Consider the following 22,796-nt stretch of genomic DNA (forward strand, 5'->3'; position numbering starts at 1 on the left):
TGAATGAATTTTTCCCTAAAAAAGACAGCACTTTTATCATTTTTTTCTGTAGTTGTATTAAGCAGCGCAAGTACCTCCGTTTTTGCTTTGCCGTTCAATGAAGCGACCAATGTTATAGAAAAGCCAAGCAACGATGCTTTAATCATTAAAAGTAATTTAATGCAAAAATTAGCAAAGCTTGAATATTTTACTGCAAATTTTAACCAGCAAGTTCTGGATGCCGAAGGTAATGAGTTACAAAACGCCATGGGTACTCTAACGGTTAAAAAGCCTAACTTAGTACACTGGCAAACGGCAGAACCAGATGAGTCATTAATCGTTTCAGATGGTGACACCTTATGGTTTTTTGACCCGTTTGTAGAGCAGGTTAGTGCTTATCTTTTAGAAAAAGCGTTACTCAACACTCCTATTTTATTATTAACAAGCAGCGATCCAACACTATGGCAACATTATAGCGTTAGCTCAACCGATGAAAACAATTACCTCATTCATGCCAATGATAATAATGCCCAAGTGAAGACGTTAGAATTACGTTTTAAGAAAAATAGTAATATGCTTAATAGCTTTACTATTCTAGATGCAACAGGGCAATTAAGTCTGTTTAAACTTTCACAGTTTGATCAAGTAACTGTTCCCGAAAGTGCACTATTTACCTTTAAAATACCCGAAGGTGTTGAGTTAGATGATCAACGCTAACGACGACGCTAATGGCTCTTTACCTTTAGATTTCGCTGATGAAGTAATCATTGAAACTGACAATGAAGATGATCAGTTTCAACCCTTAGCGGCCAAACTTCGCCCTAAAACATTAGCCGATTATCAAGGTCAACAACATATCTTATCGCCAGGTATGCCGTTAACGATCGCGATTGAGCAGGGGAAGTGTCATTCTGTTATATTCTGGGGGCCGCCGGGTACCGGCAAAACCACCTTAGCAGAAATTATTGCTAGCCATGCAAATGCCGAGGTTGAACGCTTATCGGCGGTAACCTCAGGTATTAAAGATATACGTCAAGCGATAGATAATGCTAAGCAACGTTTGCTGCGCCATAAAAAACGCACGGTATTATTTGTTGACGAAGTTCACCGTTTTAATAAAGGACAGCAAGATGCTTTTTTGCCTTTTATTGAAGATGGCACCATTATTTTTATTGGCGCGACCACTGAAAACCCCGCTTTTGAACTTAACCAAGCGGTTTTATCACGTGCACGTGTTTATACTTTAAAAAAATTAACGCGTGAAGACTTATCTATTATTTTAACGCGTGCTTGTGAAAATCAGCAAAACAGCAAAAACATTAAGATATCTATTGCCGATAATGCCCAGCAGCAATTATTAACCTTGGCGAATGGCGATGCACGACGTCTATTGAATGTCTTTGAAAACTGCGTTGATATTCTGTCAGGATCCAAAATCACTATTACTTTAGAAACTGTTGTGCAAGTAGCGGGCAATAAAATTGCTTTATACGATAAAGGTGGTGATGCCTTTTATGATTTGATCAGTGCTTTTCATAAATCTGTGCGCGGTAGCTCTCCTGATGCCGCACTTTATTGGTACGCGAGAATATTAGCAGGGGGCGGAGATGCACTTTACGTCGCCCGTCGGCTGTTAGCGATCGCCAGTGAAGACATTGGTAATGCCGACCCTAGAGCAATGCAACTCGCTATTAATGCTTGGGATACTTTTCAGCGTGTCGGACCTAGTGAAGGTGAGCGAGCTATAGCTCAAGCAACTGTATACATGGCTTTAGCACCGAAAAGTAATGCCGTATATATGGCTTTTAACCAGGCCAAAGAGCTTGCTAAAAATACTGCAGAGCTCGACGTCCCCTTTCATTTAAAAAATGCCACCAGTAGTATTACTAAAGAACTCGGTCATGGCAGCGAATATAGGTACGCTCATAATGAAGATAATGGCTTTGCTGCAGGAGAAAATTATTTTCCTGAATCCTTGCAACATACCTCGCTTTATCAACCAACAGACCGTGGCTTGGAAAAACAGTTAAAAGATAAACAAAATTTTCTCAATGAATTAAATAACCAAAGTAATAATAAACGTTATGACTAATACCATTAGTACCTTTTCATTATATCTATTTGTAGCACTTGGCGGAGCGTGTGGGGCAAGTCTACGCTTTTATTTTTCGCAATTAATATTGAATTGGCTCGGAAAAGGTTTCCCTTTTGCGACATTGGCGGTTAATATTTCCGGCTCATTGATCATGGGCACCTTATATGGTCTTATTGAAAATGGTGTAATTGAAGTAAGTGTCTACCGAACCCTAATAGGTATCGGGTTTCTAGGAGCTTTTACCACATTTTCAACCTTTTCATTGGATACACTTTTGTTAATGCAACAAGGTGAATTCCTAAAAGGCATGATAAATATATTACTTAATGTCAGCTTATGTGTTTTTGCTGCTGGTATTGGGATGTACTTAGTAACTTATGCGACTAAGTAAGCAGAGCTAAAATAAATAAACAACCACTTAACTTGTAGATGTGAATAAAATGCTTGATCCAAAATTATTTAGAAATGATATCGAAGCCACTGCGGCACAATTAGCGAAACGTGGCTTTTCTTTAGATACTGCGTTATTAATCGATCTAGAAGAGCAACGAAAAGCTTTTCAGATCAAAACCCAAGAATTACAAAATCAACGCAATACCCGTTCAAAATCTATTGGCCAAGCTAAAGCGCGTGGAGAAGATATTCAGCCATTATTAGCTGAAGTGAGTCAATTAGGTGCTGATCTAGATGCTGCCAAAATTGAACAAGATGATGTGCTTGCTAAAATTGATGATATTCTTTCGGCGGTACCAAATTTAATCGATCATTCAGTCCCAGACGGGGCAAGTGAAGATGATAATGTTGAAATTAAACGCTGGGGAACACCGCGTGTCTTTGATTTCGAAGTTAAAGATCATGTTGATGTTGGTGCTGGTATTGGCAACGGTTTAGATTTTGAAAGTGGTGCTAAACTTGCGGGAACACGTTTTGCGGTTTTACGTGGCCAAATTGCTAAAATGCACCGTGCGCTTGCACAGTTAATGCTTGATGTTCATACCGAAGAGCATGGTTATCAAGAAATGTACGTGCCTTATTTAGTGAATCAAGATTCACTTTATGGCACAGGACAGTTACCTAAATTTGGTGAAGATTTATTTCACACTGATTTAAGTAATAAAAAATTCTCTTTGATCCCAACGGCTGAAGTCCCTTTAACAAATTTATTAAGAAATGAAATTGTAGAAGAGGCCGAGTTACCTATTAAGATGTGCGCGCATACCCCATGTTTTAGAAGTGAAGCCGGTTCAGGTGGTCGTGATATTCGCGGTCTAATTCGACAGCATCAGTTTGATAAAGTTGAAATGGTGCAGATTGTTAAGCCTGAAGATTCATTTACTGCGTTAGAAGCCTTAACAGGTCATGCTGAAAAAATTCTTGAAAGATTAGAATTACCTTACCGTACCGTTATTTTATGTACGGGTGATATTGGTTTTAGTGCGACTAAAACATTCGATATCGAAGTATGGTTGCCTGCACAAAATACTTACCGTGAAATCTCTTCATGTTCTAACATGGGTGACTTTCAAGCTCGCCGCATGCAAGCACGCTTTAGAAGCAGTGAAACGAAGAGACCTGAATTATTGCACACCTTAAATGGCTCTGGCTTAGCGGTTGGTCGTACATTGGTCGCTATTTTAGAAAATTACCAACAAGCTGATGGTAGTGTGAAAATTCCAACAGCATTGCAACCTTATATGAATGGTTTAACACAAATAGGCTAACGCTACTTGGTAACCCCTCTTTATTGGCAGCAATAAGAATCCAATACCTAGGTATTGGATTTTTTTTTGTTTTAATTTGAATTTTTAATCGGGTGATCGGGTCTATAAATAGAACTATTTCGTTATTATATTATTTATAAAGGTGAGTTGTGTTGAAGAGTTTATTTATTCAAGCTGTGGTGTTTTTAACTATCTTTCAAGCACTGACAATGTTCAGAGAATCAGACATGCTATCATCGGGAGAACAGATAACGCCACAAACTGTTTTGTTAGAAACGCTCGATGATAAAACCATTGAACTTGCCAATTTTAACAAAACTACCATTATTTATTTTTTTGCTCCTTGGTGTCAAATATGTCATGTCAGTATCGGTAATCTTCAAGAGATATATGAAAAGAACCAACAGATAAATGTTATCGCCATTGCATTAGATTATGTCGATAAAAAAGAGGTCTTTGAATTTTCTAGCCAGCATCAGTTAACTTTCCCTATTGCCTTAGGCACAGAGCAAATTAAGCACCAATTCAAGATAGAAGGTTATCCAAGTTATTATGTCATTGATGATAAAAATACCGTTATTGCAAAATCAATGGGCTATTCTTCTGAAATTGGGCTGTTTCTTAGAACACTTTAACGCATATTACTTCTGATCTTTTCATTGTTTGTGTACACTGTGGCTATTCATAATAAAAATAGCAGATCCTGTCATGCAAATTACCTCTAACTTTGATAGTGGAAATATCCGCGTTATTGATGCAAGCCAAGCCGATAATATTCAACTTGAAATTGTTAAAGACAACCAATCTGATTTTTATCAGTGGTTTCATTTTAAACTTAATAATAACGAACGTTGTGAACATACCCTTCATTTAATGAATGCTGGAACTTCTGCTTACACAGAAGGATGGACCGATTATCAAGCAGTGGCATCCTACGACCGTGAGCATTGGTTTCGTGTACCAACTGAATTTGATGGAGAAAAACTGAGTATTACTTTAACCCCAGAATATGATTCCGTTTATTTTGCTTATTTTGCTCCGTATAGCTACGAACGTCATCAAGACTTACTGCATCAAGCGCAATTAGATATTGATTGCCAGTTGCAAGTTTTAGGACAAACCCTTGATGGACGCGATGTGTCAGTATTAAAAGTTGGTGAAGAAGGTCCGAACAAGAAAGTTATTTGGGTTACTGCTCGTCAACATCCTGGCGAAAGTATGGCTGAATGGTTTATGGAAGGTTTTATTGACCGTTTGCTCGATGAAGACGATGGCGTTGCTCGCTCACTCCTAGACAGTTCAGTGTTTTACTTAGTGCCTAATATGAATCCTGATGGTTCAGTTCGAGGACATTTAAGAACAAATGCTATCGGTACTAATTTAAATCGTGAGTGGTTAGAGCCTTCAATGGCTCGCAGTCCAGAAGTATTCTTGGTGCGTGAGAAAATGTTAGCTACCGGTGTTGACATGTTTCTTGATATTCATGGCGATGAAGCTTTACCGTTTAACTTTGTTGCTGGCTGTGAAGGTATACCCGCATATGACGCTAAACATCAAGCCTTAGAAGAAAAATTCAAAAACATTCTTCTAGCGGTAACTCCTGAGTTTCAAGATGACAAAGGTTATGATAAAGATGAGCCCGGCCAAGCTAACTTAACAGTGGGTGCTAATTGGGTGGGTAATAACTTCAAATGTTTGTCTTATACCGTAGAAATGCCTTTTAAAGATAATGACTTATTACCAGACCGCAGTGTCGGTTGGTCAGACACGCGTAGTAGCTTATTTGGTCGTGACTTTTTAACGGCTATTTATCATGTTGTTGATGATTTACGCTAAACCTATCTAAAATCAATAATTGAAGGTCGATGATCGTTTAAGTGCTATATCAAGTTGCGCTTAAATGATTAGCGGCCCTCAAATGTCGAACAACAAATTAAATAATAATAATAATAAATCTGGAGTGTCATGTGGAAGCGATTGTAAATACCATTAACGGCTATATTTGGAGCCCGTACTTAATTTATCTCTGTTTAGGAACGGGGGTCTTTTTCTCTGTCTTAACGCGATTTGCGCAAGTACGTCATTTCAGAGAAATGTTTCGCCTATTACTTTCGGGTAAAAGCTCAGAAAAGGGTATCTCATCTTTTCAAGCCTTAGCGGTGTCTTTATCTGGACGAGTTGGTACTGGTAATATTGCAGGGGTTGCTGCTGCTATTGGTTTTGGTGGACCTGGCGCGGTATTTTGGATGTGGGTAGTTGCCTTTTTAGGTGCAGCAACCGCTTATATCGAATCAACCAATGCCCAAATTTATAAAGAAGAAGAGGACGGTCAGTACCGTGGTGGCCCAGCTTACTACATTGAAAAAGCCTTAGGTCAGAAATGGTATGCTTGGATATTTGCTTTATCGACTATTCTTGCTTGTGGTGTTTTACTACCGGTTGTGCAATCAAACGGTATCGGTGATGCTATGGTCAATGTGTTTGGCGCCGGTGGTTCAGTTAGCTCTTTTATGGGCGACTTACCTTTAACGAAAGTATATACCGCGGTATTTATTGTTTTATTACTTGGTTTTATCATTTTTGGTGGTGTTAAGCGTATTGCGAACTTTACCCAAATTGTGGTGCCTTTTATGGCGCTTGCTTACATTATTATTGCCTGTACTATCATAGCATTGCATATTGATCAGCTACCCGGTGTCTTTATGCTAATTATTACCGATGCTTTTACGCCAATTGCGGGCTTTGGGGCAGCCATTGGTTGGGGTGTTAAACGCGGAGTTTATTCAAATGAAGCCGGACAAGGTACTGGACCCCATGCTGCTGCTGCTGCTGAAGTTGAACATCCAGCGCAACAAGGATTAGTGCAAGCTTTCTCAGTTTATATTGACACCTTATTTGTTTGTTCTGCAACTGCGTTTATGATCTTAATCACACAGTCGTATAATGTTATGCCTGAAGGCGCGACTAGTTTTGTTGTACGTAACTTAGCCAGTGACGTTGTTATTAGCGGTCCTGCTTTTACGCAAATTGCGGTCGATAGTGTTTTAACCGGTTTCGGTAAACCCTTTATTGCTATTGCATTGTTTTTCTTTGCCTTTACAACAGTACTAGCTTATTACTTTATCGCAGAAAACAATGTTTCTTATATTAATAAAACAATTAAAATGCCGGTACTTAGGTTCTTCCTTAAAGTGGTGCTAATGTCAGCTGTCTTTTATGGGACTGTTGCAGAACCGAGTGCTGCTTGGAGTCTTGGTGATATAGGTGTTGGGTTAATGGCATGGTTGAATATCTTTGCTCTTATCGCCATTTTCTTTATGGCTAAACCCGCGATTAAAGCGCTAAAAGATTACGAACGTCAGCAGAAATTAGGGGTGACAAAATTTACCTTTGACCCTAAAAAGCTGGGTATTGAAAAAGCAAAGTTCTGGGAAGATCGTTTTAATAAAAACAAGTGATTTTATTTATAATTGATTTACTTTTATTAATTTGCAATAAAAGTGAAATTACTTTAAAAAACGTCCAATAGGACGTTTTTTTTTGCTTAAATTTAGGTAGAATATTAACACTAATTATTTTATGGAGCGTTATCTTCCTATGGCTGTAATTAATTGCCCAAACTGTAAGAAAAAGATATCTGACAAAGCGAAGTCTTGCTCTCATTGTGAAATCGATTTGACCGGAGTTGATGCCAGTCAAATAGCATCAATGAAAAAATTAAGCAAAATAGATCAATCTCAAAAACTGATGAATCACTCATTTATCGCTATGTTGCTTTTTTGTGGTGGTTTTCTGTTTTTGTATTGGCAAGATGCACAGCAGGGCACATGGCAATATTTTATCAGTATTGGTGCGGCAGTGGTTGGCTTTATTTGGTATATTGCAACCCGCATTCGTTTGCTGATGCTTAAATACCGAAATTAACATTAACTTTTTTCGTAAGAATTAAGAAACAAAGGCTGTAAATATAACAATGGATATTATTTCATTAGTAGACGATATGTCAGAAGAAATGTACTTGCGCTTAAAGTGTGCCGCTGAAACGGGCAAATGGCCAGAGGGAACTATAGTTGATACAGCACAAAAAACATCAGCGCTACAAATTACCATGGCTTATCAATCAAGACATTTAAACTCAGATCAAATCTTAAGTGTTGGCGCAGATGGACTTATCGTAGATAAAACTAAACGCCAGTTGAAAAGCGAGTTCGCTGATCTTAAAAACAACCCAGACAATAATATTGCAAGGTTTTCCGATTTATGATTTTTTCTAAATTTTTCAAAGCAAAATGGCAAAGTAAAGAACACAATGTTCGGTTAACGGCAATCAGTGAAGATTTATTACTTAGCAATCCCGATGACTTAGTTATATTAACAAACCTTGCACAAACAGACCCTAACGAATTAGTGCGCCGCGCTGCTCTCATTAAAATGGCTGACTTTACTGTTTGGCATAAAAACAGTATCGACAACGACAATAAAAAAGTCCGTGAATATTGTCTTAAGCAAGTAGAAAAAATTCTGCTTGGTCAGCACGAAATAACGATCAGTAATCAAGAAAAATTAGTCTTATTGAAAAGTAATGACAAGTTACCGTCCTTGGAACTATGGTTACAAAATGAAACACAAGCCGATGTTGTTATCGCTTTATTTGAAAAAATTAATAAACCATCGTTAACCCATTCAATATTTACCCATAAGCAAGATGAAGTCGTACAAGCTTATTTACTCGAACAAGAATTGCCTCTCGATGTGTTAGATAAATTACTTAAAAAATCATGTAATGAAAAAATAAAAACTAATATTGAGCAACAGTTACAACATTTACATCAGTTGGCAGAGCAACCTGACAAAATTAAAAAAGGTGTGCAGTTAGTTTTAGCAAAGTTACTCGCTTTGAAAGAAGTAAATGATTATCTGCAACTCAAAGAAAAACAAGCTGAATTAGAAACGCAGTGGCAAAACTATTATCAAGACTTCTCTTGTCTCTCTTCGCCAGAAGCTGAAAACTTTACAGACAAGTATAAAATAATTAATAGCCAACTCATTAAACATTTCTCTCCGTTACATGAAACCCATCAACAAGAAATCATTGCTGAAAAATTAGTGGCAGACAAACGTTTGGCTAATGAGCATTTTAATAGTGCCCTTAATGAAATGAGTAAAAAGCTTACCACAACAATTTTTGAAAGTAGTGACCTTGATGAAGCTGAGTATCAAGATAAACTTGAGCAATTACGTGGAGAAATAACCTCTTCAATCTTAAACAGTAAAGAACAACAGCACTTTATTGCTTTAGTAAAAGCCCAAGCAAAAAAACTGGCTCAATTGCCTGAGATTGCACAATCGGTGAGTGATGCAACCCATCTAATTTCAAAAATATCACAAGTCGCTTTACCTAAAGATATTGAAGAATTGAACCTGCGAAAACCTTTGTTCGATCAGTGGTTACAAGAATGGAAAACTGTTGAGCTAAAAGCGGCGGGGGTATTACCACAATCTATTGTTGACGCCTTTAAAGAAATAAAACAACAATGGCAGCAAGGCCTAAAATCGTTAATTAAAGAACAAGGCTTACTTTTATCACAATGCCAGAAAAAAATTGCTGACGTAAAGCGCTTAATAATGACAGGTAAGTACAATGCGGCTTTTGGTGTATTCAAAAAAGCTAAAAAACATTTTGATGGTTTATCAGAAGAGCAAAAATCACGAGTTCAACGTGACTTTGATGATATAACAGATAAAATTGCCAAATTAAGTGATTTAGAGCAATCTATTGCTACGCCTAGAAAACAGCAGTTACTTGTGGATATTAAGTTACTCGTTGATCAGCCCATTGATAACCCCAATGAGCAAGCCGCAAAAGTTAAACAATTCCGTGTTACGTGGAATTCACTTGGACATGCTGAAGAATCAATTGAAAAAGAGTTAAATTATCAATTCAACGCACTTTGCGAACAAGCTTTTGCTCCATGTCGGTTATTTTATGCAGAACAAGAAAAGTTACGTGAACTACATCTTGAATCTCGCCAGCAACTTATTAGTAAAGCCCAAAGTTTTGCCGACGACTTTTCTGCAAAACTCAATGAAGGCGTTAATAATGAAGCCATCGATTGGAAGTTTACTGATGCAACACTCAATAAATTAATACAGCAATGGCAAAACGCGGGGCAGGTTGATAAAACTAAATTCAACTTACTTAGTCAATCGTTTACGGCGAGCTTACAACCCGTTAAAGCTGAATTAAGAAATTATCATCAACGTAACAGTGATAGCAAAAACCTATTGATCGCTCAAGTTACTCAAGCATTGAACGACGATGACGTTTTCTCTGCGATTGAGAGTGTTAAAAAATTACAAACACAATGGCAAGCCATTGGCTACAGCGGTCAACGTGAAGAGAATCAGCTTTGGCAAAAATTTAGAAAAGTAAATGACCAGCTATTTGCAAAGCGTGATGAAGCTAAGTTACTTGAACAATCGAACCGTGAAAATCAACAAATTGAATTATCACAACAATTACAAAGCTATCAGCAACAACTAGTCGCGGACATATCAGAAACAGCGTTATTAAGTTTACAAGTAAGTATTGAAGAATTACGAGTGAAAATTACCAGTCAACGTCCGGTAATAAGAAGTGCCGTGACCTTAGCTGAAAAATTACTTGCGCAAATAACTCAACAACTCATGCAAATGACAGAAAATAAAAAGGCCAAGACTTGGCAACTTGTTTTCGACTGCTTAGAAAGTTTAGCCACTAATAAACCGGAAACGGCAGCAGATTTTTCTGAAACACTGGTAGATTTACCCAATGTTTGGCAGAAGCGTTTACAAGAGTGTTATCAAAACAGCAAACTGATTGACAGAAGTAACAAAACCCTTGAACTTGAAATTTTAGCAAGTAAAGAGTCACCTGCAGAATTTAAAGCCGAGCGGATGCAAGTACAAGTACAATTATTACAAAATCAAATGTTGTCAGGGCAATCTATCGATTTAACTAAATCGCTTATTGAATGGTTAAAATTAGGGGCATTGTCTGCAAATGATTTACCATTACTGGCCAGAGTTAAAGCTATTTACTGCTAGTTTTATGTGAGTCTAATGTCAGTTGAATGTGAGTTTATTTAATTAAATAGACTTAACAATATCCCAAAGCCACTGATTATTTAGTGGCTTTTCTTTTCTGGTGTTTACTAAAGAAAGTTAGTTTTTTAACGAGTGTAAAAGCGGGCTACCGTTATATTTAATGTGAATCTTATTCTACCTTCCGGTAACGCGTAACTATATATTTAAAGGTTGATCCTTGTAAATCGACGAGTAAAAGCACCGTTATTATTTTAAGCAATTGATTTTAAGTGTTTTTATTTTTATCTTTAGGCAAGGAGTGATTTGGTCATATAAGAGAGATAAATAAGGCTGCCATGTTTCTTAATCATAGCAACCAGAGCATAAAGGCTTAATGAGTAGTGAGTTCACCACGAAGATTTTCTTTTAAAAGACGACAAATTTCAGCTTGGGGCAATTCTTTACTGAGTAAATAATGTAGTTTAGTTAATGTTGCCTCTAACGTCATATCACCACCACCGACAACACCACATTTACTTAATGCGACGCCCGTTGCATAACCTTCCATATTCACAGTCCCTTTTATGCATTGACTACAATTTACCACCACAATTCCTTGATGATAAGCTTGTGTTAAACAAGCAAGTAGCTGTTCATCTTGTGGGGCATTACCGACGCCATAACTGCGAATAATTAACGCTTTTACCGGTTGCTTGATAATGTTGGCGACTAGTTCACTAGAAATCCCTGGATACAAATGAACAACACCTATCGGTTGTGGTGTTATTTGTGCGACCGAGAATGGTTGGGTAACAGCAACGTTGAGTTTACCTTCAAGGAGCTTAATATTAATTCCAGCTTCTAGAAGTGGCGACATGTTGGGGGAGTCAAAAGCGTTAAAGCCATCAGCGTAAGCTTTAATGCAACGGTTACCCCGGTATAATTTATTATTAAAATATAAGCCCACTTCATTAATGGGGTAGTTTGCCGCAATATAAAGTGAATTCAACAGATTGACTTGTCCGTCTGAGCGTAATTGGCTTAACGGAATTTGTGAGCCGGTTACAATGACAGGTTTTGATAAATTTTCAAACATAAACGAAAGCGCAGAGCTGGTATAAGCCATGGTATCTGTACCATGAAGAACAACAAAACCATCATAATTATCGTAATTAGCTTTTATATCATCGGCAATACGTTGCCAATCTTGAGGCGTCATATTCGATGAATCAATTAATGGTGAATATTCATTAATGGTAAAATCAGGCATCTCTTGTCGATGAAAATCAGGCGTACCATTAATTGACTCGGTTAAATGTCCTTTTACCGGAACACAACCTTGTCCGCTGTTTTTCATGCCGATGGTACCGCCAGTGTAGGCGATATAAATGCGTTTTTTCATGCTGTTACCTTAGAATTATTACTGTCTTGTCGTTTGGTCTGATAATCACGTGCGCTTGTTAAATATTGTTCTCTATTCACCTCCATGTGAATATAACAAAGCGATTAAGATCATTGCGAACTAATTAATTTCACAGGTCATACATAAGGAATAAACCCCTTGCGGATCATTAAGTATGTTGAGGTGAGACAGTTGTGCTTTCATTTCTAAAAATAATTTATCCGTATTACTTAGGGTTATTATTTCAGTTTCAGGAAAGAAAGTCTTCGCTTGACCTAATAACCCTTGCAGGAAAAGATCTTTTGGCGTTTGTTCTATTTCAATCAATAAGGTTTCAAACGTTGCTAACTCGGCTAATTCTGCTGCTGCATTAATAGCGGTCGTTAAGTTGCCTAACTCATCAACAAGCCCTAACTCTTTCGCTTTTACCCCTGACCAGACACGACCTTGGGCTATACTATCAACTTGCTCAAGGCTCATATTTCTATTTTCGGCGACAAGGCCAATGAAGTCTTGATAGCCTCTATTAATATTTAATTGAAATACTCTTGCCATGCCATCAGTGAGTGGGCGGGTTACACCAAATCCGGCTATATCAGTAGTACCAACGCCATCAGTGTAAACACCTAGTTTGCTTAATGAATTCTCAAAGGTCATGAAAAATCCATAAATACCAATTGAGCCGGTGATTGTTGCCGGAGAAGCGATTATTTTATCAGCAGGTGCCGATATCCAATAGCCTCCAGAGGCGGCATAAGTTCCCATTGAAGCAACAACAGGTTTTCCTGCTAACTTGATCAGTTCAATTTCTTGACGAATAATTTCAGAGGCATAAGCACTTCCACCTGGGCTATCGACACGAAGAACTACCGCTTTCACCTTATTGTTTAAACGTGCTTCTCTTAATAGTGATGCTGTACTATCCCCGCCAATGGTTCCTGGTTTTTGGTGACCATCTAAAATAGTCCCCTTAGCAACAATAACGGCGACCTTATCGGTATTTGGGTTAACCATTGGGTACATAGGTTTAGTAGCAGACAAATAATGTTTGAAACTAATATGATTGTAGCTATCACCGGCAGAATTTTTTCCAACAAGTTTAATCAAAGACAGCTTCATCTCTTGACGATTTTTTAATGCGTCAACCCAAAGATTATCTAAAGCATACTGCGCAATATTACCATCAGCTTGCTCAAGTTTTGCCACTAAAACATCAGCATTTTCATCAAAGTTATTAATCGAAAACTTTCGGTTGCTTGCGACATCACTTTTATATTGTGACCATAAATCAGTTAACCATAATTTGTTGGCTTCTTTAGCTGCCGCTGACATATCGTCGCGCATGTAAGGTTCTACAGCAGATTTATAGGTACCGACTCGAAATATATGTTGGCTAATGGAAAGCTTATCTAATGCTGATTTAAAATAAAGTTGATAACGACCATAACCGTCAAGTAACAACCAACCACGAGGATTGAGCCATACTTCATCAGCAGAGCTTGCCAAGTAATATTGGTCTTGTGAATACTGATCGCCAACAGCAATTATTTTTTTACCAGCCGCTTTAAACGTCTCTAAAGCTTGGGCAATGTCTTGTAATTTACTTAACCCCGTGCTGTTAAGTCCTTGAAGCTGTAATACGATCATTTCTATACGGCTGTCATTTTTTGCTCTTTCAATGACATTCAATAAGTCGCTAAGTAAAACTTCTGGGTTTTTTTCTTTTTCTTCTAACGCTTCCGATATCAAAGCATCCATCGGGTCAATCGCATTCTTTTGTTCAACGATATCTCCGGTAAGATTTAACACTAAGGCTGTATTGTTAGGGACAAGGATCTTGTCATCATCGCTGCCAAGTGCCGCGATAAATATAAATAAAACCAGAAAAAAAACGACATTAATAATTATTTTTCTAAATGAATTTAATAAACTAAAAAATTTTAAAGTCACTCGTTTTAAAGCACTTTGCTTTACAGGAGCATTAGGTAACGATGTGGGTTCTGTCATAATATCCGGCACAGTTAGTATGTAATTGTAATTACTGGCTATGCTACTTAATTATTGATCACTTATGTAGTCTGATTAGTAAATAAATGTGTTATTAGCAAACTTTTTTCATTATATGTTACACCTTTACTTTTTAGAGCCGGTCGGTTGACCCGTATTGATTATTATCTATGTTGTTTATTAAACAAGATGTAGCGATCCGCGTGCACTTTGAAAGACAACGGGTATATAATCCTTAGTATTGAAACTACCCATGAGTCTTTATAATTAATGAATGCCAAAGAATTATTATTACAGCGACAATCTAATCCTAGGTTAATATCACCAGCCCCTGTTGCTAGCGATGTTGAATTTATATTGAACGCTGGAATGCGCGTTCCTGATCACGGTTGTTTATCACCCTGGTTTTTTACCCTTGTTAAAGAACAAGGGTTAGATAAGTTAAGCCAGATATTTGAAGATGTCGCTAAAGTTCAACAGTTTACTGAGGCTAAAATACAAAAAGCTAAAAAGATGCCATATCGTGCACCGTTAATTATCGTTGTTAGCACACGGTATCAAGCGCACGACAAAGTGCCTAAATTTGAACAAGCAATCGCAGCAGGTTGTTGTGCCCATGCTATGCAAATGGCTGCCTTTAGTTTAGGTTATGGCGCTGTGTGGCGAACAGGAGACTTTAGCTACGACCCTTCAGTAAAACGTGGTTTAGGAATAGGCCAAGACGATGATATTATTGGGTTTATTTACATAGGCACCGCCGAAAACGATCGTCCTATTAAACCCGCTAAAAGCTTAACGTCTCATGTTTCATATTTGTAAAATAAAGGGGGAGAGCGATGAATATTGAAATTTTGGATGCGCCTGAACAAGCACTAATAGATTTTTTAGATAAAAAAATTGCAGATTTCAATTGGGCGCACTGGGAAGTAAGCGAACGAAAGCCATTAGCTATTCAAATAAAGGACGAACTTGGTAACATTATTGCTGGTTCATCCGCACGCACCTTTGGCAATTGGCTGTTAATTAATACGCTGTGGGTCGACGAGTCACTTCGTGGTAAAAAAATGGGTGTTAAGATATTAGCGCAACTTGAAGCTGCAGCAGTGGCGAGGGGATGTACGTTAAGTATGCTTGATACTCTGAACTTTCAAGCAATGCCGTTTTATGAAAAGCAGGGTTATCAAACAAAATGGGTACAAGAAAATTATCCAAAAACGGGCTGTAAATATTTTATGGTAAAAGAACTTACTGAGTAAACCAGATATTTCACCCATAAAAAAACCTCAATAATGAGGTTTTTTTATGGGATTATTATTCTTAGCCTAGAACGCAGCGTTGTTTGGCGTTCTTGGGAAAGGAATTACGTCACGAACATTTTGCATACCGGTAGCATAAGCCACTAAACGTTCAAAACCTAAACCAAAACCTGAATGAGGAACAGTGCCGTAACGACGTAAATCGCGATACCAACTGTAATCATCTTGGTTTAAATTCATTTCGGCTAAACGCGCATCAAGTACATCAAGACGTTCTTCACGTTGGCTACCACCAATGATTTCGCCAATGCCTGGTGCTAAGATATCCATAGCAGCAACGGTTTTGCCATCATCATTTAAGCGCATATAAAATGATTTAATATCTTTAGGGTAATTTTGTAACACGACTGGGCCATTAAAATGTTCTTCGGCTAAGTAACGCTCGTGCTCTGAATTAAGATCAACACCCCAAGCTACTTTGTTTTCAAATTTCTTGTCACAATTTTCTAATATTGTAATAGCGTCAGTGTAATCTAAACGGACAAAATCATTATTAATAACAGAATTCATGCGGTCAATAACTGTTTTATCAATACGCTGTTGGAAGAAGTTCATGTCATCACTACGTTCATCAAGCACAGCTTGGAAGACATATTTTAGCATTTCTTCTGCTAGGTCAGCAGCATCAGACAAATCAGCAAAAGCGATTTCTGGTTCAATCATCCAAAATTCTGCAAGATGGCGTGTTGTGTTAGAGTTTTCAGCACGGAAGGTCGGTCCAAAAGTATAAACCTTTGAAAGGGCACATGCATAAGTCTCGACGTTCAATTGACCTGAAACGGTCAAGAAAGTTTCTTTACCAAAAAAATCTTTAGCGTAGTCAACATTACCTTTATCGGTGCGAGGTAAGTTTTCCATATCAAGCGTACTCACACGGAACATTTCGCCAGCGCCTTCACAATCTGAGCCAGTAATTAACGGCGTGCTGATCCAGAAGTAACCTTTACTGTGTAAAAAGCGATGAACCGCTTGAGCTAACGTATTACGAACACGAGCAACAGCTCCGCCCATATTGGTACGAGCACGCAGATGTGCTTGCTCTCGTAAAAATTCAATGCTGTGACGTTTTGCTGCCATAGGATAGGTATCAGGATCATCAACCAAACCAAGTATCTCTACCTTAGTTGCTTGAATTTCAAAAGATTGGCCTTGGCCCGGAGACTCAACCAAAATACCGGTGACTTTTACAGAAGCACCCGTAGTCAATTTTAATATTTCTGATTGATAATTATCGAGATCACTGGGTGCGATAGCTTGAATCGCATCAAAACATGATCCATCATGAACCGCTAGGAATGAAATACCTGCTTTAGAATCACGGCGAGTGCGGATCCATCCGTGTACTGTAACTGCTTCACTTACTGGGTACTTACCAGCAAGTACATCAGTGATTGAGATAACTGACATTATCAACCTCTTTTCTTTATTTAATTATTGTCATAGATTTTGTCGATGCACAGACCCAGTGTAGAATACTGAATTTATTTGCACTAACTTTAAGGTGTGATATGTTACCTTTACTGCGGTGTTTAACAAGTAAAAGTTGCTGATCCGGTCTATATAAAAACAAAAAACAGTAATATTGACTTTAGAGGGTTTGAATCAATGATATTGGGATTAAAAAACAGGCGACATTCAACAGATTTTTGGGTCCTGTTAAGCCGGACTTTGGCATTAAGCGGATGGATATTATTCATTTTTGCTATTGTTATGTCTTATTATGCTGCACCAGAGCAAGATTATGGTTTATTGCGCTTTAGAAATATTGAAATAAGGGATTTTTGGTTAACGCCATTAACGGGCTATTTATATATCGTCCTTTGGGTCAGTGCACTTTGTAGTTACCTTTGTTTGGTTGTCGATCACTATCGCACTAGAAGAGAACAAGACAGTAAGCATTTTAATATCGTTCTGCTACTTACGATAACGGTTGCTTGGGTCATCTATATATTAGTGAAACTTAACTTGGCGTAAAATTATTAATAATTCTACGCCGTTTTCTTAGCAGCAAATCTGTGTCTGTTAATCTTCAAAACACTGCTGCTCATCGAGTACCGTGCTTATCGCCTTAACAAGTTTCGCTAAAGCCCGTTCATCACTAATAAAGGGCGGCATAATATAAATAAGCTTGCCAAACGGTCTGATCCAGACACCTAATTCAACAAATCTTTTTTGTATATTTGCCATATTAACCGCAACCCTTGTTTCTACCACACCTATACCGCCTAAGACGCGGGCATTTTTTACTCTTGAATGTTGATTTAACACTAATAAGTGTCGCGTTAAATAATCTTCAATAAAACTCACTTGCTGTTGCCATTCTCCCGTTGCCAAAAGATCTAGACTTGCATTTGCTACCGCACAAGCCAGCGGATTAGCCATAAACGTTGGGCCGTGCATAAAACATCCGGCTTCTCCATCACTGATGGTCTTTGCGATTTCTTGCGTACACAAAGTTGCTGCCAGGGTCATATAACCGCCGGTCAGGGTTTTTCCTAAACACATAATGTCAGGACTGATATCCGCCCAGTGACAAGCAAACAATTTTCCTGTACGGCCTAAACCCGTAGCAATTTCATCAACAATAAATAACACCTGATATTGGGTACATAAGGCGCGACAGGCTCTTAAATACTCAGGATGATAAAAGCGCATACCACCAGCACCTTGGACAATAGGTTCAATAATAAAGGCGGCAATATCATTATGATGTTGTGAAAATAGGGCTTTTAAAGGCGCTAACTCAGCGCTATCCCAAGGTTGATAAAAATCACACTGTGGCGCAGGTGCGAAAATGTTTTTCATTAATACACTTTCAAAAATTTGGTGCATACCATTAACCGGATCGCATACCGACATCGCGGCAAAAGTATCACCATGATAACCATTTTTAACGGTCAATAATTTATGTTTTTCACTTTTGCCCTGACTGTGCCAATACTGTAATGACATTTTTATGGCAACTTCTACCGATACAGAGCCAGAGTCTGATAAAAAAACTTTTTGCAGCGGCTCTGGTGTGATCTCAATGAGCTTTTTACACAAATTAATAGCGGGTTCATGCGTTAACCCCCCAAACATAACATGTGCCATCTTTTGTGTTTGATCAACAAGCGCCTGATTTAATTTTGGATGATTATAGCCGTGTAAAACAGACCACCAAGACGACATACCATCAACCAGTTCCTCACCCGTCGCTAACTTTATATAAACGCCCTTGGCCGATTCAACTAAGTAGGAGGGCAGAGGGTTTGACATCGATGTGTAAGGATGCCAAACATGTTTCTTATCAAAATCGATTAAATCTGTATGTTTTTTGTTCATATGTAAAGCTTGCTATGGTTTTTATGTTGACAATTAATGACTGGCGTATAGATTACCTGCTAATATTTAGCGATGCAATTTCACATTTACATTTTACAGTAAAGGTTTCACATGTCACAAACGAATATACCTCGTCATGATTGGTCAATAGCAGAAGTGGAAGCATTGTTTGCTCGACCTTTTAGTGATCTTATGTTTCAAGCTCAAACCGTTCATCGTGAACACTTTAATCCTAATGAAGTACAAGTTAGTACCTTATTGTCAATCAAAACAGGTGCTTGTCCTGAAGATTGTAAATATTGCTCGCAAAGTGCACGCTATAATACTGATGTTCAAAAAGAACGTTTGATGGAAGTTGAAAAAGTTTTAGAAGCAGCAAAGGTAGCGAAAGATCAAGGGTCAACACGTTTTTGTATGGGGGCAGGTTGGAGAAATCCAAAAGCTCGTGATATGCCCTTTGTATTAGAAATGGTCAAAGGTGTTAAAGCACTTGGCTTAGAAACCTGTATGACATTAGGCATGATTAACGGAGGTCAAGCCGATGAATTACAAGAAGCCGGGTTAGATTATTATAACCACAACCTAGATACTTCTCCTGAACATTATAACTCTATTATTACCACACGCAGCTATCAAGACCGATTAGATACACTGCAAAATGTCCGTGATTCGGGAATGAAAGTTTGTAGTGGTGGTATTGTTGGTTTAGGTGAAAATGCTCAAGACAGAGCGTCATTCTTAGCACAATTGGCTAACTTACCTAAACATCCTGAAAGTGTTCCAATTAATATGCTGGTAAAAATTGCCGGAACACCACTCGCAGATGTTGACGATTTAGAAGCTTTTGATTTTGTTCGTTGTATAGCCGTTGCACGTATTATGATGCCTAAAAGCCATGTGCGTTTATCAGCTGGGCGCGATGCAATGAACGAGCAAATGCAAGCAATGTGTTTCTTAGCCGGTGCCAACTCAATATTCTACGGTTGTAAGTTGTTAACTACAGGCAACCCTGAAGCCAATAAAGATATGCAGTTATTTGCAAAATTGGGCATTAACACAGAAACAGTGGCCACCGATGATATTGAGACCGAGCAGAAAATAACGACTGCCGTTGTCAATCAGCAAAATAAAGAACTTTTTTACGACGCTGCGCTTTAACGTTTATTTACTGATCAAGAGCCAAGCTGAAATTTATGTCTTTTAACTTTATTGCTGAGCAAGTCGCTCAGCAAAAAGAAAAATCACAATATCGCCAACGCCAATGTATAAGCGAGCAAAATGGCCGAGAGGTGGTTGTTGCAGGAAAACGCTATTTAAATTTTTCTTCTAATGATTATCTCGGCTTAAATCATCATCCTTTAATAAATAAAGCCTGGCAAGAAGGTGTCGATAAATACGGTAGTTGCGCAAGCGCTTCCAGTTTAATAACCGGTTTTCATTATGCACACAAAGCCTTAGAAGATGAAGTTTGTCAGTGGCTAAATAAACCACGCTGCTTACTTTATAGTAGTGGTTTTGCGGCTAATTCTGGTGTATTGCAAGCCTTGGGTAAAAAAGATTGCCAATTTTTTTTAGACAAGTTAAGTCACGCTTCTTTAATTGACGGTGCTCTGGCTAGTGAAGCTTCAGTGAAGCGATATTTACACAATAATCATCAGCAACTTGAACAATTTTTAGCGAAAAGTCCTGTTGACAATAAACTCATTATTTCTGAAGGTATTTTTAGCATGGATGGCGATCGCGCAGACGTTAGCCAGTTAATTATGATTGCTCAGCAACAACAAGCTATGCTTTACATGGATGATGCACACAGTATTGGTATTATTGGTCAGGCCGGTCAGGGCAGTAGTAGCTTTGGTCAGGTCGATATAGTAATGGCAACTTTTGGTAAAGCTTTAGCCACTAGTGGTGCATTTATCGCTTGTGATGAAGATGTTTATGATTACTTAGTCAATTTTTCTCGTCATTATATTTATTCAACCGCGATTTCCCCCGCCGTTGCTTGGGCGACAAAAACCAGTATCAAGCTTGCTCAAAAAGAGTCTTGGCGCAGAGATAATATTTTTGAATTGAGCGCGCTTTTATCATCTAAGCTTGATAGTCAAATAACAATAATTCCGTCATCCTCTTCTATTCACGCTGTTGTTATTGGCAGTGAAAAAAGAACACTAGAAATATGTCAACATTTTAAAAACAGAGGTATTTGGCTAACCGCGATACGCCCACCAACGGTTGCTAAAAACAGCTCAAGGTTACGCGTTACTATCACAGCTAACCATAAAGAATGCGATATCAATTACTTAGCTAATTGTTTGAATGAGGTTTTACGTTAATGCCTGAAGTGTTAAACAGAATTAAAATAGCCAAGTCATTTGGCTTAGCGAGTCAGTCGTATGATATTTCATCGCGACTACAACGCTATACGGGTAAGAACTTAATGTCTTTATTACCCAACCGTTCAGATCTAACCGTCGTTGACTTAGGCTCTGGAACCGGTTTTTTTACTGACATTCTTGCCAGTAAATTTCAGCAAACTATTGGCGTTGATATCTCCGCTAAAATGCTGTCTTTTGCTCAAGAAAACCGCAGTAAGGAAATCTGCTGGTTAGAAGCTGATGCGTATTACTTGCCTTTTCAAGCCAACACCATAGATGTTATTTATTCTAATTTGGTTATTCAGTGGTGTGATCCGCTCGATGATATTATTGAAGAAATATTACGCGTACTCAAACCAGGAGGATTGTTTATATTTTCCACCTTACTCGATGGCACATTATATGAGTTAAAATCATCTTGGGCACAAGTCGATGATGAACAACACGTGATTGACTTTAAAACACATGCCGACCTAAAAGCTATTTTTGCCAAGGCCTCATGTAAATTACTTGAACAAAAAACTCAAGACCTAGTGTTAGAATATCAAAATGTTATACATTTAGCGCGAGAGCTGAAAGGGCTAGGCGCAAATCATGTCCCTAAACAGCAAGGCAAGGGTTTAGCGGGTAAAGATAAATGGCAAAGGATGACTAATTGCTATCAAGACTTTCAAGAGCCTAGTGGTATTTATCCGGCGACTTATAAGGTGTATTCTGCAATTATGGTGAAATTAAATGCTTAAAATATTTATTACTGCTACAGATACTGATGCTGGAAAAACTTATTTTGCGCAAATACTCACCGCAGCCTTAGTTAAAAAAGATTACCAAGTTGCTGTGTTTAAACCTATATCTGCAGGCTGTGAGCTTAAACATACTGCGCAGGGTGAAATTCTGGTCAATGAAGATGCACAATTATTGTTGCAGCAAGCAAACTGTGGACAAGGTATTAGTGAAATTAACCCTATTGCATTTGAACTGGCAATAGCGCCACACATCGCCGCTAATTTAATGAATGTTGACATTAAACTCGCTGATATAAATGCGGGTTACGAGCGTATTATTGCTCGGGCTTGCGATATTGTTATCACTGAAGGTGCAGGGGGTTGGCGATTACCTTTAGGTAAAGGTATATTTTTATCTGAGTTCGTACAGCAAACAAAACAGCAGGTAATATTGGTGGTGAATATGAAACTAGGGTGTTTAAATCATGCGGTTATCACCTATGAAGCGATAGTAGCCGATGGTCTTGATTGTATTGGTTGGGTAGCAAACTGCGTTGAGCCAATGAATTATCTCGCTGAAAATATAGCAGAACTCAAAACACTTATTCCAGTTCCAATGATTGCTCAACTCGGTTTTGAAACAGATATCAATAAAGCCAGTTCAAACGTTAATGTATCGTCGATAACGGCGCGGCTTTAGCTGCTAGCTTTACTTTAAATTACAGATAGAACAAGCAATAAGTGAGTGCCTTAACTGATTTATTGCTTAGTTTGTTAATAGATAATT

21 protein-coding genes are annotated in these 22,796 nt (G+C 38.2%); 17 read left to right on the forward strand and 4 right to left on the reverse strand.

The window, feature by feature from the left end:
• Positions 1-3 precede the first annotated feature (3 nt).
• From lolA to A3Q34_RS00325, 10 genes are all read left to right on the forward strand, one after another.
• Positions 4-696: an outer membrane lipoprotein chaperone LolA gene (gene lolA / locus A3Q34_RS00280; RefSeq protein WP_083277837.1), complete on the forward strand. Its 693-nt coding sequence runs from the start codon at positions 4-6 to the stop codon at positions 694-696.
• The gene (locus tag A3Q34_RS00285; RefSeq protein ID WP_083277838.1) at positions 683-2,071 is read left to right on the forward strand and encodes a replication-associated recombination protein A; all 1,389 of its coding nucleotides are present in this window, start codon (positions 683-685) and stop codon (positions 2,069-2,071) included. Before lolA ends, A3Q34_RS00285 begins: the two co-directional genes overlap by 14 nt.
• Positions 2,064-2,465 carry a fluoride efflux transporter CrcB gene (gene crcB / locus A3Q34_RS00290; RefSeq protein ID WP_070373543.1) on the forward strand — a complete coding sequence of 134 codons (402 nt, stop codon included), beginning with the start codon at positions 2,064-2,066 and terminating at the stop codon, positions 2,463-2,465. Before A3Q34_RS00285 ends, crcB begins: the two co-directional genes overlap by 8 nt.
• Positions 2,466-2,514: 49 nt before the next feature.
• Positions 2,515-3,795: a serine--tRNA ligase gene (gene serS / locus A3Q34_RS00295; protein WP_070373544.1), complete on the forward strand. Its 1,281-nt coding sequence runs from the start codon at positions 2,515-2,517 to the stop codon at positions 3,793-3,795.
• Between the two features lie 149 nt (positions 3,796-3,944).
• Positions 3,945-4,430 carry a TlpA family protein disulfide reductase gene (locus A3Q34_RS00300; protein WP_231907400.1) on the forward strand — a complete coding sequence of 162 codons (486 nt, stop codon included), beginning with the start codon at positions 3,945-3,947 and terminating at the stop codon, positions 4,428-4,430.
• A gap of 73 nt (positions 4,431-4,503) precedes the next feature.
• Positions 4,504-5,631, forward strand: a complete 1,128-nt coding sequence (locus A3Q34_RS00305) for a M14 family metallopeptidase (RefSeq protein ID WP_070373545.1) — start codon at positions 4,504-4,506, stop codon at positions 5,629-5,631.
• Between the two features lie 131 nt (positions 5,632-5,762).
• Positions 5,763-7,253: an alanine/glycine:cation symporter family protein gene (locus tag A3Q34_RS00310; protein WP_070373546.1), complete on the forward strand. Its 1,491-nt coding sequence runs from the start codon at positions 5,763-5,765 to the stop codon at positions 7,251-7,253.
• Between the two features lie 139 nt (positions 7,254-7,392).
• Positions 7,393-7,719 (forward strand): hypothetical protein, encoded by a 327-nt coding sequence (locus tag A3Q34_RS00315; protein WP_070376934.1) that lies wholly within the window; start codon positions 7,393-7,395, stop codon positions 7,717-7,719.
• Positions 7,720-7,768: 49 nt separating this feature from the next.
• Positions 7,769-8,059, forward strand: coding sequence for a YeaC family protein (locus tag A3Q34_RS00320; protein ID WP_070373547.1), 291 nt, complete (start codon positions 7,769-7,771; stop codon positions 8,057-8,059).
• Positions 8,056-10,881 (forward strand): DUF349 domain-containing protein, encoded by a 2,826-nt coding sequence (locus A3Q34_RS00325; RefSeq protein ID WP_083277839.1) that lies wholly within the window; start codon positions 8,056-8,058, stop codon positions 10,879-10,881. Before A3Q34_RS00320 ends, A3Q34_RS00325 begins: the two co-directional genes overlap by 4 nt.
• Before the next feature lie 370 nt (positions 10,882-11,251).
• Here the strand turns inward: A3Q34_RS00325 and ansA are convergent, their stop codons facing one another.
• Complete coding sequence (ansA, locus tag A3Q34_RS00330) at positions 11,252-12,262, reverse strand: asparaginase (protein WP_070373548.1); 1,011 nt, start codon at positions 12,260-12,262, stop codon at positions 11,252-11,254.
• Positions 12,263-12,382: 120 nt separating this feature from the next.
• Positions 12,383-14,269 carry a signal peptide peptidase SppA gene (sppA, locus tag A3Q34_RS00335; protein ID WP_083277840.1) on the reverse strand — a complete coding sequence of 629 codons (1,887 nt, stop codon included), beginning with the start codon at positions 14,267-14,269 and terminating at the stop codon, positions 12,383-12,385.
• Between the two features lie 270 nt (positions 14,270-14,539).
• On the opposite strand from sppA, the gene A3Q34_RS00340 reads away from it, so the two are divergent.
• Both A3Q34_RS00340 and A3Q34_RS00345 read left to right on the forward strand, forming a co-directional pair.
• Complete coding sequence (locus tag A3Q34_RS00340; RefSeq protein WP_070373549.1) at positions 14,540-15,088, forward strand: NAD(P)H nitroreductase; 549 nt, start codon at positions 14,540-14,542, stop codon at positions 15,086-15,088.
• Between the two features lie 17 nt (positions 15,089-15,105).
• A complete protein-coding gene (locus tag A3Q34_RS00345) occupies positions 15,106-15,525 on the forward strand; it encodes a GNAT family N-acetyltransferase (RefSeq protein ID WP_070373550.1) in 420 nt (139 codons plus the stop codon).
• Between the two features lie 66 nt (positions 15,526-15,591).
• Here A3Q34_RS00345 and asnS read toward each other — a convergent pair whose 3' ends face one another.
• A complete protein-coding gene (gene asnS / locus A3Q34_RS00350) occupies positions 15,592-16,992 on the reverse strand; it encodes an asparagine--tRNA ligase (RefSeq protein WP_070373551.1) in 1,401 nt (466 codons plus the stop codon).
• A 198-nt stretch (positions 16,993-17,190) separates the two neighbouring features.
• Here asnS and A3Q34_RS00355 point away from each other — a divergent pair, with 198 nt between their 5' ends.
• On the forward strand, positions 17,191-17,559 hold the full coding sequence (locus A3Q34_RS00355; protein WP_070373552.1) for a hypothetical protein: 369 nt from the start codon (positions 17,191-17,193) through the stop codon (positions 17,557-17,559).
• Positions 17,560-17,607: 48 nt separating this feature from the next.
• Here the strand turns inward: A3Q34_RS00355 and bioA are convergent, their stop codons facing one another.
• On the reverse strand, positions 17,608-18,909 hold the full coding sequence (bioA, locus tag A3Q34_RS00360) for an adenosylmethionine--8-amino-7-oxononanoate transaminase (RefSeq protein WP_070373553.1): 1,302 nt from the start codon (positions 18,907-18,909) through the stop codon (positions 17,608-17,610).
• A 111-nt stretch (positions 18,910-19,020) separates the two neighbouring features.
• On the opposite strand from bioA, the gene bioB reads away from it, so the two are divergent.
• Genes bioB through bioD form a run of 4 tightly spaced genes read left to right on the forward strand, consistent with a single transcriptional unit; the run spans position 19,021 to position 22,709 of the window.
• A complete protein-coding gene (gene bioB / locus A3Q34_RS00365; protein WP_070373554.1) occupies positions 19,021-20,067 on the forward strand; it encodes a biotin synthase BioB in 1,047 nt (348 codons plus the stop codon).
• A 35-nt stretch (positions 20,068-20,102) separates the two neighbouring features.
• Positions 20,103-21,242, forward strand: a complete 1,140-nt coding sequence (locus A3Q34_RS00370) for an aminotransferase class I/II-fold pyridoxal phosphate-dependent enzyme (protein WP_070373555.1) — start codon at positions 20,103-20,105, stop codon at positions 21,240-21,242.
• Positions 21,242-22,027 carry a malonyl-ACP O-methyltransferase BioC gene (gene bioC / locus A3Q34_RS00375; RefSeq protein WP_070373556.1) on the forward strand — a complete coding sequence of 262 codons (786 nt, stop codon included), beginning with the start codon at positions 21,242-21,244 and terminating at the stop codon, positions 22,025-22,027. Before A3Q34_RS00370 ends, bioC begins: the two co-directional genes overlap by 1 nt.
• Positions 22,020-22,709, forward strand: coding sequence for a dethiobiotin synthase (bioD, locus tag A3Q34_RS00380; protein WP_070373557.1), 690 nt, complete (start codon positions 22,020-22,022; stop codon positions 22,707-22,709). The genes bioC and bioD overlap by 8 nt, the downstream gene beginning before the upstream one ends.
• Positions 22,710-22,796 lie beyond the last annotated feature (87 nt).

It is taken from the genome of Colwellia sp. PAMC 20917 (genome assembly GCF_001767295.1).
In the GTDB taxonomy this organism is placed as follows: Bacteria; Pseudomonadota; Gammaproteobacteria; order Enterobacterales; family Alteromonadaceae; genus Colwellia_A.

Excerpts from the sequence above, each read along its gene's own strand:
- lolA (WP_083277837.1), top strand. The coding sequence starts at position 4 with ATGAATTTTTCCCTAAAAAAGACAGCACTTTTATCATTTTTTTCTGTA.
- A3Q34_RS00285 (WP_083277838.1), top strand. The coding sequence starts at position 683 with ATGATCAACGCTAACGACGACGCTAATGGCTCTTTACCTTTAGATTTC.
- crcB (WP_070373543.1), top strand. The coding sequence starts at position 2,064 with ATGACTAATACCATTAGTACCTTTTCATTATATCTATTTGTAGCACTT.
- serS (WP_070373544.1), top strand. The coding sequence starts at position 2,515 with ATGCTTGATCCAAAATTATTTAGAAATGATATCGAAGCCACTGCGGCA.
- A3Q34_RS00305 (WP_070373545.1), top strand. The coding sequence starts at position 4,504 with ATGCAAATTACCTCTAACTTTGATAGTGGAAATATCCGCGTTATTGAT.
- A3Q34_RS00315 (WP_070376934.1), top strand. The coding sequence starts at position 7,393 with ATGGCTGTAATTAATTGCCCAAACTGTAAGAAAAAGATATCTGACAAA.
- A3Q34_RS00320 (WP_070373547.1), top strand. The coding sequence starts at position 7,769 with ATGGATATTATTTCATTAGTAGACGATATGTCAGAAGAAATGTACTTG.
- A3Q34_RS00325 (WP_083277839.1), top strand. The coding sequence starts at position 8,056 with ATGATTTTTTCTAAATTTTTCAAAGCAAAATGGCAAAGTAAAGAACAC.
- ansA (WP_070373548.1), bottom strand. The coding sequence starts at position 12,262 with ATGAAAAAACGCATTTATATCGCCTACACTGGCGGTACCATCGGCATG.
- sppA (WP_083277840.1), bottom strand. The coding sequence starts at position 14,269 with ATGACAGAACCCACATCGTTACCTAATGCTCCTGTAAAGCAAAGTGCT.
- A3Q34_RS00340 (WP_070373549.1), top strand. The coding sequence starts at position 14,540 with ATGAATGCCAAAGAATTATTATTACAGCGACAATCTAATCCTAGGTTA.
- A3Q34_RS00345 (WP_070373550.1), top strand. The coding sequence starts at position 15,106 with ATGAATATTGAAATTTTGGATGCGCCTGAACAAGCACTAATAGATTTT.
- asnS (WP_070373551.1), bottom strand. The coding sequence starts at position 16,992 with ATGTCAGTTATCTCAATCACTGATGTACTTGCTGGTAAGTACCCAGTA.
- A3Q34_RS00355 (WP_070373552.1), top strand. The coding sequence starts at position 17,191 with ATGATATTGGGATTAAAAAACAGGCGACATTCAACAGATTTTTGGGTC.
- bioA (WP_070373553.1), bottom strand. The coding sequence starts at position 18,909 with ATGAACAAAAAACATACAGATTTAATCGATTTTGATAAGAAACATGTT.
- bioB (WP_070373554.1), top strand. The coding sequence starts at position 19,021 with ATGTCACAAACGAATATACCTCGTCATGATTGGTCAATAGCAGAAGTG.
- A3Q34_RS00370 (WP_070373555.1), top strand. The coding sequence starts at position 20,103 with ATGTCTTTTAACTTTATTGCTGAGCAAGTCGCTCAGCAAAAAGAAAAA.
- bioC (WP_070373556.1), top strand. The coding sequence starts at position 21,242 with ATGCCTGAAGTGTTAAACAGAATTAAAATAGCCAAGTCATTTGGCTTA.
- bioD (WP_070373557.1), top strand. The coding sequence starts at position 22,020 with ATGCTTAAAATATTTATTACTGCTACAGATACTGATGCTGGAAAAACT.